Raw genomic sequence first — 13,605 nt, forward strand, 5'->3', positions numbered from 1 at the left:
CACTCTAGTGGGCTGCCGCCCGGCGGCCGATCAAGCGGGACGGCCGGTCTGCGGCCGGTCCAGCACGGGCTGCAGCACCAGCAGGCGCTCCACGAGCCGCAGGAACATCCCCGTCGCACGGACGAGGTCGTCGGCCTCCCGGGGGCTGACCGCGCCTTGGATGCCGGCCTCGGCGCGGGCCCGCTGACGGGCTCCCGCCTCGAACAGGGCGCTCCACTCGGCCAGTTCGGGCGCGACCTCGGGCAGTACCTCCCAGGCACTGCGTATCCGCTGCCGGCGCCGCCTGGTGGGTTCGGGGCGGCCGCGCACGGCGAGGACGGCGGCCGCGGTGCGCAGGGCGGCCAAGTGGGCGGTGGCGAAACGGTCGTTGGGGGTCTCCAGGACGGCGGCCTCATCGAGCCCCCGCCGGGCCTGGACGAGCAGGTCAAGGGCGGCCGCGGGGGCGGTGGCCTTGCGCAGCACGGGGTGGACGTCGGCGGCACTGCCGCCGGCGACGGCGGCCCTGCGGGCTGGCACGGTCATCACATTCCTCCTGTCTTCGCATGACGTGTCCGACAGTTCCTGACCTTCGCCACTCATCGTGAAGCACACCTCTGACAATCGCGCTGACCTGCACAAACGGTCGCGGTGGCCGGACAACGTCCCTGGATTCGCGGTCCACTGGCGCGATGCGTTAGTGTTTTTGCACTGACTGGTCAGTTCAAAGAATGGGGGCGGGCGAGTGATCACCGCGGAGGGGTTCGGGCTCAAGGGGCCCCGGGGCTGGGTGTTCCGGGACGTCACCTTCACCGCGCCGGCGGGCGCTCTGGTCGCCGTCGAGGGTGCCTCCGGTTCGGGCCGCACCTGTCTGCTGCTGTCGCTGACCGGGCGCATGCGCGCGGCGGAGGGCCGGGCCGAGGTGGCCGGGCTCACGCTGCCCAAACAGCTCGCCGCGGTCCGCCGCGTCGCAGCGCTCGGCCCCGTCACCGGGGTCGCGGAACTCGACCCGGCCCTCACCGTCGGCGAGCACCTCCGGGAACGCGTGCTGCTGCAGCGGCGGTTCGGCGGCTCGCTGCGCGAACTGGTGCGGCCCGGCGCGACGGACAGGGCGCGCGTCGACGAGGCGCTGACGGCAGCCGGGCTGGACCTGTCGACGCTGCTCAAGGCCGAGCGCACCGCCGCCCGTGACCTGGAGCGGCTCGAGGCCCTGCGTCTGGGCACCGCCCTCGCGCTGCTGGCCCGCCCCAGGGTGCTGGCGGTGGATGACGCCGACCACAAGCTGGCCCCGGCGGAACGCGAGGAGGCCTGGGCGATGCTGCGGGCCGTCGCCGCGGGCGGCACGACCGTGCTGGCGGTGTGCTCCCAGGCTCCGGGGGACGCCGTGGTGGCGCGCACCCGGCCGGCCGCCGCGGAAACCGCCGCGGAAACCGACACGAAGACCGACGAGGAGGGGGCGGCCGATGCGCACGCCGAGGCTGGCAGCGCTTGAGCTGAGGAAGTTCGGCAGGGGGCGGCTGCCACGCGCGGCCATGGTGTCGCTGCTGCTCCTGCCGCTGCTCTACGGCGCCCTGTACCTGTGGTCCTTCTGGGACCCCTACGGGCGGCTGGACAAGATCCCCGTCGCCCTGGTGAACGCCGACCAGGGCACCACCGTGAACGGGCAACGGCTCGCCGCGGGCGACTCCATCGTGGACGGCCTGCGGGAGAGCGCCACCTTCGACTGGCGCGAGACCAGCGCCGCCGAGGCGGCCGAGGGCGTCGAGGACGGCACGTACTACCTGTCGCTGACCATCCCGCGGGACTTCAGCGCGCGCGTCGCGTCGAGTTCCGGCGACCACCCGCGTACCGGCGCGCTCCAGGTGCGCACCAACGACGCGAACAACTACGTCGTGGGGCAGATCTCCCGCACGGTCTTCTCCGAAGTGCGGTCCGCCGCCTCCACCAAGGCGTCGAGGGACTTCTACGACCGGATCTTCGTGGCCTTCTCCGACCTCCACGACGAGACGGTCAGGGCCGCCGACGGCGCGGACGACGTCACCAAGGGCGCGGGCTCGGCCCGGACCGGCTCCAAGAGGCTCGGCGACGGCATCTCCACCGCCGAGGACGGCGCGCGCCGGCTGGCCGGCGGCCTGCACACGGCGAGGAAGGGCAGCAGTTCGCTGGCCGGCGGGCTGGGAGAACTCGACAGCGGCGCCGGCCAGGTCGCCTCGGGGACCCAGGCACTGGCCGACAAGGTCAACGGCGCCTCGGACGAACTGACCTTCGTCAAGGAGCACGTCAAGGAGATCAACGCGGTGGCCCGGGTCGTCGCCCGCGGCTCGCAGGCCGCCCGCGACGGCATCGGCGACCTGCCGCGGCAGTCGGCGCGGGCGGTCCGCGACGCCGAGGCGGCCGCCGCCGGGATCCACGACGCCTACGCGGAGCAGTGCCCCCTGGGCGCCGTCACCCCACAGTGCCGGACGCTGAGGAAGGCCGTCGACGCCGCCGACGAGGTGGCAGGCGTCGCCGCCCGTCTCGACACCTACGTGCAGGGGCACTCCGCCGCCCTCGACGACCTCCGCGACGACCTCGGCACGCTGCACTCGGCGGCCGTGGCGCTGTCGGACCCGGCGCTCGCCACGAAGCTGCAGAGCGCCGTCGACGGCGTCAACCGGCTCAACGAGGGCGCCCACGAGGTGGCGAAGGGACTGCGGACGGCGTCGGACGGCGCGGGCGCCCTCGATGCCGGGCTCCGGGACCTGGCCTCGGGAGCCGACACCCTGGCGGGCGGGATGTACCGGCTGTCGGACGGCAGCAACCAGCTGACGACCGGTCTGACCCGGCTCACCGACGGCAGCGGGCAGCTCGCCGACGGCCTGCACGACGGCGCGTCCCGGATCCCCGACTACGACGGCGGCGAGCGCGCCGACCGCACCGAGGTGATGGCCGACCCGGTCCGGCTGGCCGCGCAGTCGCTGCACAAGGCGCCCAACTACGGGACGGGCTTCGCCCCCTACTTCATCCCGCTGTCCCTGTGGGTCGGCGCGATGGTCGCCTACATGCTGCTGCCGCCGCTCAGCAGGCGCGCCATGGCCGCGGGCGCCCCCGCCTGGCGGATCGCGGTGGCCGGGTGGCTGCCGGTGCTCGCCATAGGGGTGCTGCAGACACTGGCCCTGATGGCGGTGCTGCACTGGGCGATCGGCCTGCAGATGGTGCGGGCGGCCGGGACGGTCGGCTTCCTGGTGCTGGTGACCGCCTGCTTCGCCGCCATCGTGCAGTGGCTCAACGCCCGCTTCGGGCCGGCGGGACGCGTGCTGGTGCTGGCGCTGCTCATGCTGCAGCTCACCTCGGCGGGCGGCACCTACCCGGTGCAGACCAGCCCCGGCTTCTTCAACGCGATCCACCCCTTCCTGCCGATGACCTACGTCGTCGAGGGGCTGCGCCACCTCATCACGGGCGGCGGGCTCTGGCCGGTGTGGCGGGCAGTCCTGGTGCTGCTCGCCTTCACCGCGGGCGCGCTGGCGCTGACCGCGGTGGCGGCCCGCCGCAAGCAGGTGTGGACGCTGGACCGGTTGCATCCGGAGCTGTCCCTGTGAGGCCGCACGAAACCGGGCGCCCGGACCGTAGACAATCGTCGTCATGAACAGTGCACGACGGCAGGCCACCCGGCAGAAGCTCTTCCAGGCCGCGGTCACGCTCATCGCCGAGCAGGGCTTCTCCGCCACCACGGTCGACGAGATCGCCGAGCGCGCCGGGGTGGCCAAGGGCACCGTCTACTACAACTTCGCCAGCAAGAACGAGCTCTTCGAGGAGCTGCTGCGGCACGGCGTCGGCCTGCTGACGGCCTCCCTGCGGGAGGCGGGGGCGGGCGTCACCGCCCGCGGCGGCAGCCACGTGGACGCGATCGACGCGATGATCCGGGCCGGTCTCGCCTTCATCGCCGAGTACCCGTCCTTCACGCAGCTGTACGTGGCCGAACTGTGGCGGACCAACCGCGCCTGGCAGGACACTCTCATGGTGCTGCGCAAGGAGGCGGTCGCGGTCGTGGAGCAGACGCTGCACGACGCGGTGACAGCGGGCGAGCTCAGCGACGAGATCGACGTGCCCCTCACGGCGGCCGCCCTCTTCGGGATGGTGCTCGTCGCGGCGCTGGACTGGCTGTCCTTCCAGCCCGAGCGGTCGATCGACGACGTGCACGCGGCCCTGTCGCGGCTCCTGCAGGGACGGGTCGCGGGGCACGCCCGCGCCTGAGCGCCGTACGACGGCGCGCCGCCCCGGCGCGGCCCGATCCCCCGTCGGGCCGTTCCGGGGCGGCGCTCCCCCGTGCACCCCCGCTCCGGCCGGGCGTGGCGCCGTTCCGCCGCCCCGTGTCGGCGGTGCCGGTGCCGTGCCCTTCCGTTGCCTCCACCTTGGCGTCCGGGCCGCCCCGCGCTCATCCGTGCGGGTACTCAAGTGGGGGTCTGAGTACAGGTACTCATGACCGGGTCGTATCGCTCAAAGGCCGCGGTGGTCTTCCAGGGCTTCGGTAGCATCACGGCCCATGTCGGTACTTCCGCTCGTGTTCACCAGCGGCTGGGCGAGCGGGATCAACGCCTACGCCGTGGTCTTCCTGCTGGGCCTGATGGGCGCCACGGGCGTCAGCGACCAGGTGCCGCCCGCCCTGGAGCGCACCGACGTGCTGATCGCCGCGGGGATCCTGTTCCTCTGCGAGGCGGTCGCGGACAAGATCCCCTACGTCGACACCACGTGGGACGCCGTGCACACCGCGATCCGGCCGGTCGCCGGCGGCGTGGTGGCGGCCCTGCTGGCCGGGCAGGACGGCTCGCTGCCGCAGCTCGCCGCGGGCGCGGTCGGTGGCACGACGGCGCTGGTGAGCCATCTGGTGAAGGCCGGGCTCCGCATGGGCGTCAACACCTCGCCGGAGCCCGTGAGCAACATCGTGATCAGCCTCGCGGAGGACGTCGGCGTCGCCGCGATCATCGTCTTCGCGCTCTTCCACCCGGTGGCCGCGGCGAGCATCGCGGCCGTGCTGCTCGTGCTGGGCGTCATCACGGTGATCTTCATACTGTCGCGGATCCGCCGTGCCTGGCAGCGCTGGAAGGCCCGCAGGGAACGCCGCAAGGCCGGTCGCGGCGTTGTCGGTGGCTGGGGTTAGAGTCCCGTTCATGGCACGGATTGCGGTGATCGGCGCGGGGATGGGCGCCATGGCTGCCGCCGCCCGGCTCGCCACCGGCGGGCACCGGGTGGCGGTGTACGAGCGGGCCGGCACCCACGGGGGCGGTGTGCGGCGGCTGGAGCGCGCGGGCTTCGGGTTCGACACCGGCCCGGGCCTGCTGCACCTGCCCGCCGTCTACCGCGACCTGTTCGTCAAGACCGGCAGGGAGAGCCTGGAGGACAGCGTCGCGCTGCGCCAGGTCGACCCGGCGAGCCGCCACCTCTTCTCCGACGGCACGTCCGTGTCGCTGCCCAACGCGTCCCGCGGCGGGGTCGTCGCGGCCCTGGACGCGGCGCTCGGCACCGGCGCGGGCGAGCGCTGGAGCGAGCTGCTGGTGCGGGCCCGGGAGGTGTGGGACGCCACGCGCCGCCCCCTGCTGGAGGACGCGCTCGCCGGCGACCCGGCCGCGCTCGGCCGCGATCCGTATCCGGCGCCTCCCGTGCGGCGGGGGCTGTTCCGGCGCGGCGCGCCCACCCTGGCCGACGTCGCCCGGCGCGAACTGGACGATCCGCGGCTCGCCGCGCTGCTCGGCTCCTACGCCCTGGCGTACGGCTTCGACCCGCGCACCGCGCCCGGCAGCGCCACCGTGCTGCCGTACCTGGAGCAGACCTTCGGCAGTTGGTACGTGCACGGCGGCATGCGGGCGCTGGCCGACGCCGTGCACGCCCGGTGCGTGGCGCGGAGGGTGGAGTTCCACTTCGGGACCGCGGTCGCGGGGATCGTGGAGAAGGACGGCCGCGCGGCCGGGCTCGAACTCGCCGACGGCACAAGGGTGGAGGCCGACACGGTCGTCGCCGGTGTCGCCCCGTGGCTGCTGCCCCCGCTGCTGGCGCACGGCGCCGGGGGCGTCCAGGGCGCCGACCAGGTGTGGGACGGCATCGGTCCCGGCCCCCGCTGCGAGGGCCCCGGGCGCCTCACGGTCTGCCTGGCGCTCCGCGGGGCCCGGCCCTCGGACGCCGTGCACCGCACGGTCGTCCACACCGCGGACCTGGAGACCGAGGCGGCTGCGCTGGCGCGGGGCGAGCTGTACGACCGCCCGACGGTCACCGTGCTGCGCCCCGACGACGACACCTTGCGGCCCGACGACGCCTCGGAGTCGGTCACGTTGAGCGTCACGGTCCCGCCCCACGGCCTCTCGGGGGTGGACTGGCGGGCGCCGGGTACGGCCGAGCGCGTCGCGGACGCGGCGCAGGAGGCCGCGGCCGCGGTCCTGCCCGATCTGACGGACCGCCTGCTGTGGCGGGCCGTGCACACGCCCGCCGACACCGAGGAGGAGACGGGCACCCCGGGCGGCCGGCTCCCCCGCCCCGCCCTGGCCGGCGCGGACGGGGCACATCTGCACCCCGGCAACCGGCTGCTCGTCCCCGGTCTGTACCTGGTGGGCGGCTGGTCCCACCCCGGTGGCGGCCTCGCCCACACCGGCATGTCCGGTGCCATCGCCGCCGACCTCATAGCGGGCGGTCCCGGCGGCAGCCGCTGAGGCACGCGTCCCGCACCGCCCGGACACCGCCGATAGCCCGTCGCCGCCGGTGGACGTGGAGGTCCTCGGCGACGCCGGGCTGCTGGACTTCGGGCTGGAGCGGGTCGGCTCCGGCTGACGGGGCCGCCGCCCGTGGGCGCTAGTTGTAGCGGTAGGGGTCGTACGGGTCGTACTGGCCCTGCTGCTGCCCCTGCTGCTGCCCCTGCTGGTCGTAGGTGTTCTGCTGCTGCGGGACGTAGGGCTGCTGCTCCCCGCCCTGCTGCGGCACCCACACGCCGCCCGCCGGGGTGTCGTAGCCGTACTGCTGCTGGGTGCCCTGGCCCTGGCCCTGCCCCTGGCCCTGCCCCTGGTACGGGTCCTGGTAGCCGCCCGCGTAGGTGCCGTAGGCCGCCGTCTGCTGCTGCTCCCAGCCGCCGGTCTGCTGCTGCTGTCCGTAGGCGTCGTACGAGGCGGCCGCGGGCTGCTGTTGCTGCTGGCCGCTGTTCCAGTCGCCGTAGCCGGTGGTGGCGGCGTAGTCCTGGTAACCGGCGCCCGCGTACGGGTCCTGGGCGTAGTTCGGCTGCCCGTTGTACATCGGGTACTCGCCGCTGTCCTCGTGCATGGGCATGGGCTGGTAGACCTGCGTGGAGTCCATCCCGGCGGGTGCCGCCGCGGCCGGGCCGGCAGCGGCGTAGCTGTCGTAGGACTGCCCGACGCCCGCACCGGCCTGGGAGTCGCCCGCGGGCTCCTCGTACGGCGTCGCCAGACCGTCGTCCGGCAGCTCGTCGCGCTGCGCGCCCCGGCCGCGGCGGCCGGCGGCACGGCGTGGCAGCGGCGGCGCCTCCTCGTCGTCCTCGTCGTCGGCGCCCTCCTTGGGGGAGCGCAGTGCCCAACCCTCGACGAAGCCGCGGCGGTAGGAGAGCGTGACGAAGGTCTGGCCCGCGCCGAAGGCGACGGCACCGGCCACGATGACGAGGACCGAGGGCAGGTAGACGCCCAGGACGACACCAAGGAACCCCGCGAAGGCCAGCAGCCGCCACCTCAGCCGCGCCTTGTACTGCAGGAGCACTTCACCGAGCAGCCACAGCGCGACCACCCCGAAGGCGATGTAGAGCACTGTGTAGGCCATGAGCGCACTTCCTCACCGTTCACCGTCGTCGGCCCACTGGGGCGGCGGGTCCGCCCTCACGACCTCTGGTGCAGTCCCAGATTCTCGTAGATTTCCAACGACGCCGTGGAGTGATTAAGGGTAATGAAGTGCAGTCCCGGGATGTCCTCGGCCATCAGCCGCCGGCACATCTCGGTCGCGTACTCGACCCCGATCGCCCGCACCGCGGCCGGATCGTCCTTGACCGCGAGGATACGGTCCGCGAGCTCCTGCGGGAAAGGCGCGTTGCCGAGCTGGGCGAAGCGCTCGATCTGCTTCACGTTCGTGACCGGCATGATCTCGGGGATGATCGGGGTCTCGCAGCCCGCCTTCCCGACGCGGTCACGCAGGCGCAGGTAGTCCTCGGCGTTGAAGAACATCTGGGTGATGGCGTAGTCCGCGCCCGCCCGGCACTTCTCGACGAAGTGACGCGTATCACTTTCCCAGTCGGTCGAGCGGGGGTGCATCTCGGTGAAGGCGGCGACACCCACGCAGAAGTCGCCCGACTCCTTGATGAGCCGGACCAGTTCGTAGGCGTGGTCGACGCCCTCCGGGTGCCGCAGCCACTCCCCCATGGGGTCGCCGGGCGGGTCGCCGCGCAGCGCGAGCATGTTGCGGATGCCCGCGTCGGCGTACTGGCCGATGATGTTGCGCAGCTCGGCGACGGAGTGGTCGACCGCGGTCAGGTGGGCCACCGGGGTCAGGGTGGTGTCGGAGGCGATCCGCTCGGTCGCCCGGACCGTGCCTTCGCGTGACTTGCCGCCCGCGCCGTAGGTGACGGAGACGAAGGTGGGGCCCACGGCCTCGATGCGGCGGATCGCGTTCCACAGGGTCCGCTCGCCCTTCTCGGTCCTCGGCGCCATGAACTCGAAGGAGTACGAGCGCTCGCCGGAGGCCAGCAGCTCACGGATGGTGACCGCGTGATCGGTCCTGGTGGAGGCGGTTCCGAGGGCCATGGGCCTCAGGCTATCGGCGAGGACTGGGCCGTCCCAACAGACGACGCCCAAATGTCCATCCCTTGGACATCCCGTACTCCCGGCACGGGCCCTCGCTCAGCCCTCGTAGGAGCGCACCCGCTTGGCCAGCTCGGCCGCCGCGGCCCCCGGGTCGGCCGCCTCGGTGACGGCCCGTACGACCACGATCCGGCGGGCCCCGGCGTCGAGCACCTGCTCCACGTTGGACAGGTCGATCCCGCCGATCGCGAACCACGGCCGGTCCGTGCCCAGGCCCGCCGCGTACCGGACCAGGCCGAGGCCCGGCGCGGGCCGGCCGGGCTTGGTCGGGGTGGGCCACACCGGCCCGGTGCAGAAGTAGTCCGCACCGGGCTCCACGGCGGCCGCGGCCGCCTCGGCCTCGGAGTGGCAGGACCGCCCGATGACCACCTCGTCGCCGAGGAGCGCGCGGGCGGCCTGCACGGGCAGGTCGCCCTGGCCCAGATGCAGGACGTCCGCCCCGGCGGCGTGCGCCACGTCGGCACGGTCGTTCACCGCGAGCAGCCTGCCGTGCCGTCCGCACTCCTCCGAGAGGACCGCGAGGTAGTCCAGCTCCTCGCGGGCCTCCAGGCTCTTGTCGCGCAGCTGGATGACGTCGACCCCGGAGGCCAGCACGGCGTCCGCGAACGCCGCGAACTCCTCCAGGCCGCCGTGGCGCTTGCGCGCGTCGGTGCACAGGTAGAGCCGGGCGTCGGCGAGCTGGGCGCGGACGCCCGTGCTGGTGCTCGTGCTCGTACGCGTGCTCATACGGGCGGGTCCCCTCGGGTGGCTGCGGCGGTGGCGGGTCGTTCGGTCAGACGGCGAGTGCCTGGGCGCGGCGCTTCACCTCGGTGCCGCGGTTGTCGCGCAGCGCCTGGACGGGGGTGCCGGGCAGGCTCTCGTCCGGGGTGAACAGCCACTCCAGGGTCTCTTCGTCGCTGAACCCGTCGTCCTTGAGCAGGGTGAGGGTACCCGCGAGGCCCTTCACGATCTTCTCCTCGCCGATGAAGTCGGCGGGGATCATCAGCACCCGGTTCTCACCGCGGCGCACGGCGATGAGCTGGCCCTCCTTGATGAGCTGGCGGACCCGGGTCACCTCCACGCCGAGGCGCTCGGCGACATCGGGGACGTACAGCCAGGAGGGGACGAGGGAGTCAATCTTTGCGTCGATCTCGGTCACAGGACAAGCGTGCCATCCCGGACCGACACCATGGAACCGCTCAGGGCACCCGTTGCTCCGTCCTGACGGGTCCGCTACGCCTCCGAGACCACCACGGGCGTCAGACGACCGCCGCCCGGAGCTGCACCGCAGGGTCGGCGGCCAGGGTGTCGTCGAGGTGGACGCCGCGGGCGATGAGCTTGCGGGCCTGCGCCAGGTCGCGCGGCCGGCCCACGGCGAACAGCGCGACCAGCTGGCCGTCGCGCAGCCACAGCACCGACCAGGCGGGCCCGTCCGGGTCCCCGCGCAGCAGCATGCGGTCGGAGTCCACGTGGTACCCGGCGTACTGCACGAAACGCCCGAACTGCTCCGACCAGAAGTAGGGGACGGGGTCGTAGGGCTCGTCGCCGCCCAGGATGTTCGCGGCGGCCGTGCGCGGCCCCTGCACCGCGTTGTCCCAGTGGTGGATCAGCAGCCGCTCCCCGTACCGCGCCGACGGGAAGGAGGCGCAGTCCCCCACCGCGTACACGTCCGGCACCGAGGTGCGCAGCCGGTCGTCGGCCAGGACCGAGCGGTCCGGCCCCAGCTCGACGCCGGAGCCGGCCAGCCACCCGGTGGCGGGCCGGGCGCCGATCCCGATGACGACCGCCTCGGCGGCGAGCACGCTGCCGTCGGCCAGGCGCACCGCGCCCGGCTCGACGGAGGAGACGACCGCGCCGGTGCGCAGCTCCACGCCCTCCTCCGCGTACCAGCCGCGCATCCGTTCGGCGATGTGCTCGGGCAGCACCCCGGCGAGCGGGTGGTCGGCGGCTTCGACGACGGTCACCTCGCACCCGGCGTGACGTGCCGCGGTGGCGAACTCGGCGCCGATCCAGCCCGCGCCGACCACCACGACCCGGTGCCGGTTCTCCAGCACCGGGCGCAGCGCGGTGGCGTCGTCCAGGGTGCGCAGCACGTGCACGCCCGGCGTGCCCTCGCTGCCCGGCAGCATGACCGGCTCGGCGCCGCTGGCCAGGACGAGCTTGTCGTAGCCGACCGGGCCGGCGTCGGTGTGGACCTGCCGCTCCCCGGGGCGCAGGGCGCTCGCGTGCCGCCCGAGCAGCAGTTCGACCTCGATCCCCGCGAAGTCGACGTCCAGCGCCGGGCCCTCCTCGGCGCCGAAGAGCACGCCCTTGGACAGCGGCGGCCGGTCGTAGGGGGCGTGCGGCTCCGCGCCGATCAGCGTGATCGTCCCGCCCCAGCCCTGCTCGCGCAGGGACACGGCGGTCTGCACTCCGGCCATCCCGGCCCCGACGACGACGACGCGCTGCTCGCTGCTGGTCACGCGATCACCGTAACGCCGCGGGGGCGCCGCCCGCCGGTACCGGTGCCCTACTCGCCGCGGATGGCGCGTACTAAGGTGGATCAGGAGCACTCGCGGGAGCCCGGCGCACCGGGCTGAGAGGGCGGCTGGAGCGGCCGCCGACCGTACGAACCTGATCCGGGTCATGCCGGCGAAGGGAGGAGCGGGAACATCATGCACCGTCATGACGTCGTCGTGGTCGGCGGCGGGATCATCGGACTGGTCACCGCGTGGCGGGCCCGCGGGCGCGGCCTGCGCACGGCGGTCGCGGACCCCGAACCGGGCGGCGGGGCGGCCCGGGTGGCCGCGGGGATGCTGGCGCCGGTCACGGAGGTGCAGTACGGCGAGCAGCCGCTGCTGGAGCTCAACCTCGCGGCGGCGCGCCGCTATCCGTCCTTCGTGGCCGAGCTGGAGGAGACGACGGGGCTCGACCTCGGCTACCGCACGTGCGGCACCCTCGCCGTCGCCCTCGACGCCGACGACCGGGCGCAGCTGCGCGAACTCCACTCCTTCCAGGAGTCCTTGGGCCTGGCGTCGCAGTGGCTCAGCGGCCGTGAGTGCCGCCGCCTGGAGCCGATGCTCGCCCCCGGCGTGCACGGCGGGCTGCGGGTCGACGGCGACCACCAGATCGACCCCCGGCGGCTGGCCGCGGCGCTGGTGCGCGCCTGCGAGCTGTCCGGGGTGGAGTTCCGGCGGTCGCGGGTGGCGCGGGTGGACGTGACGGGCGACCGCGCCCACGGGGTGGTCCTGGAGGACGGCACCAGGATCGCCGCCGGGCAGGTGGTGCTGGCCGCCGGGAGCCTCAGCGGCCGGGTCGAGGGGCTGCCCGCACGGGCGCTGCCGCCCGTACGGCCGGTGAAGGGGCAGGTGCTGCGGCTGCGGGTGCCGGCGGCGTACGCGCCGTTCCTGTCGCGGACGGTACGGGCCGTGGTCCGCGGCGGTCACGTCTACCTGGTCCCGCGCGAGAACGGCGAGCTGGTCGTCGGCGCCACCAGCGAGGAAATGGGCTGGGACACCACCGTCACCGCCGGCGGGGTGTACGAACTGCTCCGCGACGCCCACGAATTGCTCCCCGGCATCACCGAACTCCCGCTGACCGAGACGCAGGCGGGCCTGCGCCCCGGCACGCCCGACAACGCCCCGGTGCTCGGCCGCGGCGCGCTGGACGGACTGGTGCTGGCCACCGGCCACCACCGCAACGGCGTGCTGCTGACCCCGCTGACCGGGGACGTGATGGCCGAGGTGCTCACCGGGTCGGAGGTCCCCGCCAAGGCCCGGCCCTTCTCCCCCGACCGTTTCGCCCTCCAGGAGCAGCACGCATGACCGGGCCCCTCCTTCTGTCCGTCTCCGTCAACGGCGAGGCGCGGGAGGTCGCCGAGGGCGTCACCCTCGACCGCCTCGTCGCGACCCTGACGGTCGCCCCGTCCGGAGTGGCGGCCGCGCTCAACGAGACGGTCGTCCCGCGCGCCCAGTGGCCGGCGACCCCGCTCCGCGACGGCGACCGCGTCGAGGTCCTCACCGCAGTCCAGGGAGGCTGACCCCATGGCCGACGACCCGCTGACCATCGGCGGCACCGCCTTCGGATCCCGGCTGATCATGGGCACGGGCGGGGCGCCCAGCCTGGAGGTCATGGAGCAGGCGCTGCTGGCCTCCGGCACCGAGCTGACCACCGTCGCCATGCGGCGGCTGGACCCCACGGTCAAGGGCTCCGTGCTGTCCGTGCTCGCCCGGCACGGCATCCGCGTGCTGCCGAACACCGCCGGGTGCTACACCGCGGGCGAGGCCGTCCTCACCGCCCGCCTGGCGCGCGAGGCGCTGGGCACGGACTGGGTGAAGCTGGAGGTCATCGCCGACGAGCGCACCCTGCTGCCGGACCCGGTGGAGCTGCTGGACGCGGCGGAGACCCTCGTGGACGACGGCTTCACGGTGCTGCCGTACACCAACGACGACCCGGTGCTCGCCCGGAAGCTGGAGGACGCGGGCTGCGCGGCGATCATGCCTCTGGGCTCGCCCATCGGATCGGGGCTCGGCATCCGCAACCCGCACAACTTCGAGCTGATCGTCGAGCGGGCGACGGTGCCGGTGATCCTGGACGCGGGTGCCGGGACGGCCTCGGACGCGGCCCTGGCGATGGAGCTGGGCTGCGCGGCCGTCATGCTGGCCTCCGCCGTCACCCGGGCGAGGGAACCGGTGCTCATGGCCGAGGCCATGCGGCACGCCGTCGACGCCGGGCGCCTGGCGTACCGGGCGGGGCGCATCCCCCGCCGCCACCACGCGAACGCGTCCTCGCCGGCTGTGGGACTCGCCACGTTCGACCCCGAACGCCCCGCCTTCGGCGCCTGCTGACCCGTGGC

The 13,605-nt window shown here is 74.0% G+C and carries 14 protein-coding genes and 1 riboswitch; of the genes, 8 read left to right on the forward strand and 6 right to left on the reverse strand.

The window, feature by feature from the left end; all coding sequences use genetic code 11:
• Window positions 1-30: 30 nt before the first annotated feature.
• On the reverse strand, window positions 31-522 hold the full coding sequence (locus AC1VWI_RS14295; RefSeq protein WP_499511372.1) for an SAV_6107 family HEPN domain-containing protein: 492 nt from the start codon (window positions 520-522) through the stop codon (window positions 31-33).
• A gap of 199 nt (window positions 523-721) precedes the next feature.
• On the opposite strand from AC1VWI_RS14295, the gene AC1VWI_RS14300 reads away from it, so the two are divergent.
• From AC1VWI_RS14300 to AC1VWI_RS14320, 5 genes are all read left to right on the forward strand, one after another.
• Window positions 722-1,468, forward strand: coding sequence for an ATP-binding cassette domain-containing protein (locus AC1VWI_RS14300; RefSeq protein WP_499511373.1), 747 nt, complete (start codon window positions 722-724; stop codon window positions 1,466-1,468).
• Complete coding sequence (locus AC1VWI_RS14305) at window positions 1,440-3,554, forward strand: YhgE/Pip family protein (protein ID WP_499511374.1); 2,115 nt, start codon at window positions 1,440-1,442, stop codon at window positions 3,552-3,554. Before AC1VWI_RS14300 ends, AC1VWI_RS14305 begins: the two co-directional genes overlap by 29 nt.
• 43 nt (window positions 3,555-3,597) lie before the next feature.
• Window positions 3,598-4,209 (forward strand): TetR/AcrR family transcriptional regulator, encoded by a 612-nt coding sequence (locus AC1VWI_RS14310; RefSeq protein WP_499511375.1) that lies wholly within the window; start codon window positions 3,598-3,600, stop codon window positions 4,207-4,209.
• 289 nt (window positions 4,210-4,498) lie between these two features.
• The gene (locus tag AC1VWI_RS14315; protein ID WP_499511376.1) at window positions 4,499-5,113 is read left to right on the forward strand and encodes a DUF4126 domain-containing protein; all 615 of its coding nucleotides are present in this window, start codon (window positions 4,499-4,501) and stop codon (window positions 5,111-5,113) included.
• A 10-nt stretch (window positions 5,114-5,123) separates the two neighbouring features.
• A complete protein-coding gene (locus AC1VWI_RS14320) occupies window positions 5,124-6,653 on the forward strand; it encodes a phytoene desaturase family protein (RefSeq protein WP_499511377.1) in 1,530 nt (509 codons plus the stop codon).
• Window positions 6,654-6,792: 139 nt separating this feature from the next.
• On the opposite strand, the gene AC1VWI_RS14325 is transcribed toward AC1VWI_RS14320, so the two are convergent.
• The 5 genes from AC1VWI_RS14325 to AC1VWI_RS14345 all read right to left on the reverse strand — a co-directional run bounded on the left by AC1VWI_RS14325 (window position 6,793) and on the right by AC1VWI_RS14345 (window position 11,233).
• The gene (locus AC1VWI_RS14325) at window positions 6,793-7,761 is read right to left on the reverse strand and encodes a hypothetical protein (RefSeq protein WP_499511378.1); all 969 of its coding nucleotides are present in this window, start codon (window positions 7,759-7,761) and stop codon (window positions 6,793-6,795) included.
• 56 nt (window positions 7,762-7,817) lie between these two features.
• The gene (gene metF, locus AC1VWI_RS14330; RefSeq protein WP_499511379.1) at window positions 7,818-8,735 is read right to left on the reverse strand and encodes a methylenetetrahydrofolate reductase [NAD(P)H]; all 918 of its coding nucleotides are present in this window, start codon (window positions 8,733-8,735) and stop codon (window positions 7,818-7,820) included.
• Between the two features lie 96 nt (window positions 8,736-8,831).
• Window positions 8,832-9,518, reverse strand: coding sequence for a thiamine phosphate synthase (thiE, locus tag AC1VWI_RS14335; protein WP_499511380.1), 687 nt, complete (start codon window positions 9,516-9,518; stop codon window positions 8,832-8,834).
• A 46-nt stretch (window positions 9,519-9,564) separates the two neighbouring features.
• Window positions 9,565-9,930: an Rv2175c family DNA-binding protein gene (locus AC1VWI_RS14340; protein WP_499511381.1), complete on the reverse strand. Its 366-nt coding sequence runs from the start codon at window positions 9,928-9,930 to the stop codon at window positions 9,565-9,567.
• Window positions 9,931-10,030: 100 nt separating this feature from the next.
• A complete protein-coding gene (locus AC1VWI_RS14345) occupies window positions 10,031-11,233 on the reverse strand; it encodes an NAD(P)/FAD-dependent oxidoreductase (protein WP_499511382.1) in 1,203 nt (400 codons plus the stop codon).
• 82 nt (window positions 11,234-11,315) lie between these two features.
• A riboswitch (TPP riboswitch) is annotated at window positions 11,316-11,429 on the forward strand.
• On the opposite strand from AC1VWI_RS14345, the gene thiO reads away from it, so the two are divergent.
• From thiO to AC1VWI_RS14360, 3 genes are all read left to right on the forward strand, one after another.
• A complete protein-coding gene (gene thiO / locus AC1VWI_RS14350; RefSeq protein WP_499511383.1) occupies window positions 11,426-12,574 on the forward strand; it encodes a glycine oxidase ThiO in 1,149 nt (382 codons plus the stop codon). Its footprint overlaps the riboswitch before it by 4 nt.
• Complete coding sequence (thiS, locus tag AC1VWI_RS14355) at window positions 12,571-12,789, forward strand: sulfur carrier protein ThiS (protein ID WP_499511384.1); 219 nt, start codon at window positions 12,571-12,573, stop codon at window positions 12,787-12,789. Before thiO ends, thiS begins: the two co-directional genes overlap by 4 nt.
• A gap of 4 nt (window positions 12,790-12,793) precedes the next feature.
• Complete coding sequence (locus AC1VWI_RS14360) at window positions 12,794-13,597, forward strand: thiazole synthase (protein ID WP_499511385.1); 804 nt, start codon at window positions 12,794-12,796, stop codon at window positions 13,595-13,597.
• Window positions 13,598-13,605 lie beyond the last annotated feature (8 nt).

This window comes from Streptomyces sp. TOM-9 (assembly GCF_056858595.1).

What these genes read in the sequence shown, in the direction of transcription:
- thiE (WP_499511380.1), bottom strand. Translation starts at nt 9,518, where the DNA reads ATGAGCACGCGTACGAGCACGAGCACCAGCACGGGCGTCCGCGCCCAG.
- AC1VWI_RS14320 (WP_499511377.1), top strand. Translation starts at nt 5,124, where the DNA reads ATGGCACGGATTGCGGTGATCGGCGCGGGGATGGGCGCCATGGCTGCC.
- AC1VWI_RS14310 (WP_499511375.1), top strand. Translation starts at nt 3,598, where the DNA reads ATGAACAGTGCACGACGGCAGGCCACCCGGCAGAAGCTCTTCCAGGCC.
- metF (WP_499511379.1), bottom strand. Translation starts at nt 8,735, where the DNA reads ATGGCCCTCGGAACCGCCTCCACCAGGACCGATCACGCGGTCACCATC.
- thiO (WP_499511383.1), top strand. Translation starts at nt 11,426, where the DNA reads ATGCACCGTCATGACGTCGTCGTGGTCGGCGGCGGGATCATCGGACTG.
- AC1VWI_RS14360 (WP_499511385.1), top strand. Translation starts at nt 12,794, where the DNA reads ATGGCCGACGACCCGCTGACCATCGGCGGCACCGCCTTCGGATCCCGG.
- AC1VWI_RS14315 (WP_499511376.1), top strand. Translation starts at nt 4,499, where the DNA reads ATGTCGGTACTTCCGCTCGTGTTCACCAGCGGCTGGGCGAGCGGGATC.
- AC1VWI_RS14325 (WP_499511378.1), bottom strand. Translation starts at nt 7,761, where the DNA reads ATGGCCTACACAGTGCTCTACATCGCCTTCGGGGTGGTCGCGCTGTGG.
- AC1VWI_RS14305 (WP_499511374.1), top strand. Translation starts at nt 1,440, where the DNA reads ATGCGCACGCCGAGGCTGGCAGCGCTTGAGCTGAGGAAGTTCGGCAGG.
- thiS (WP_499511384.1), top strand. Translation starts at nt 12,571, where the DNA reads ATGACCGGGCCCCTCCTTCTGTCCGTCTCCGTCAACGGCGAGGCGCGG.
- AC1VWI_RS14295 (WP_499511372.1), bottom strand. Translation starts at nt 522, where the DNA reads ATGACCGTGCCAGCCCGCAGGGCCGCCGTCGCCGGCGGCAGTGCCGCC.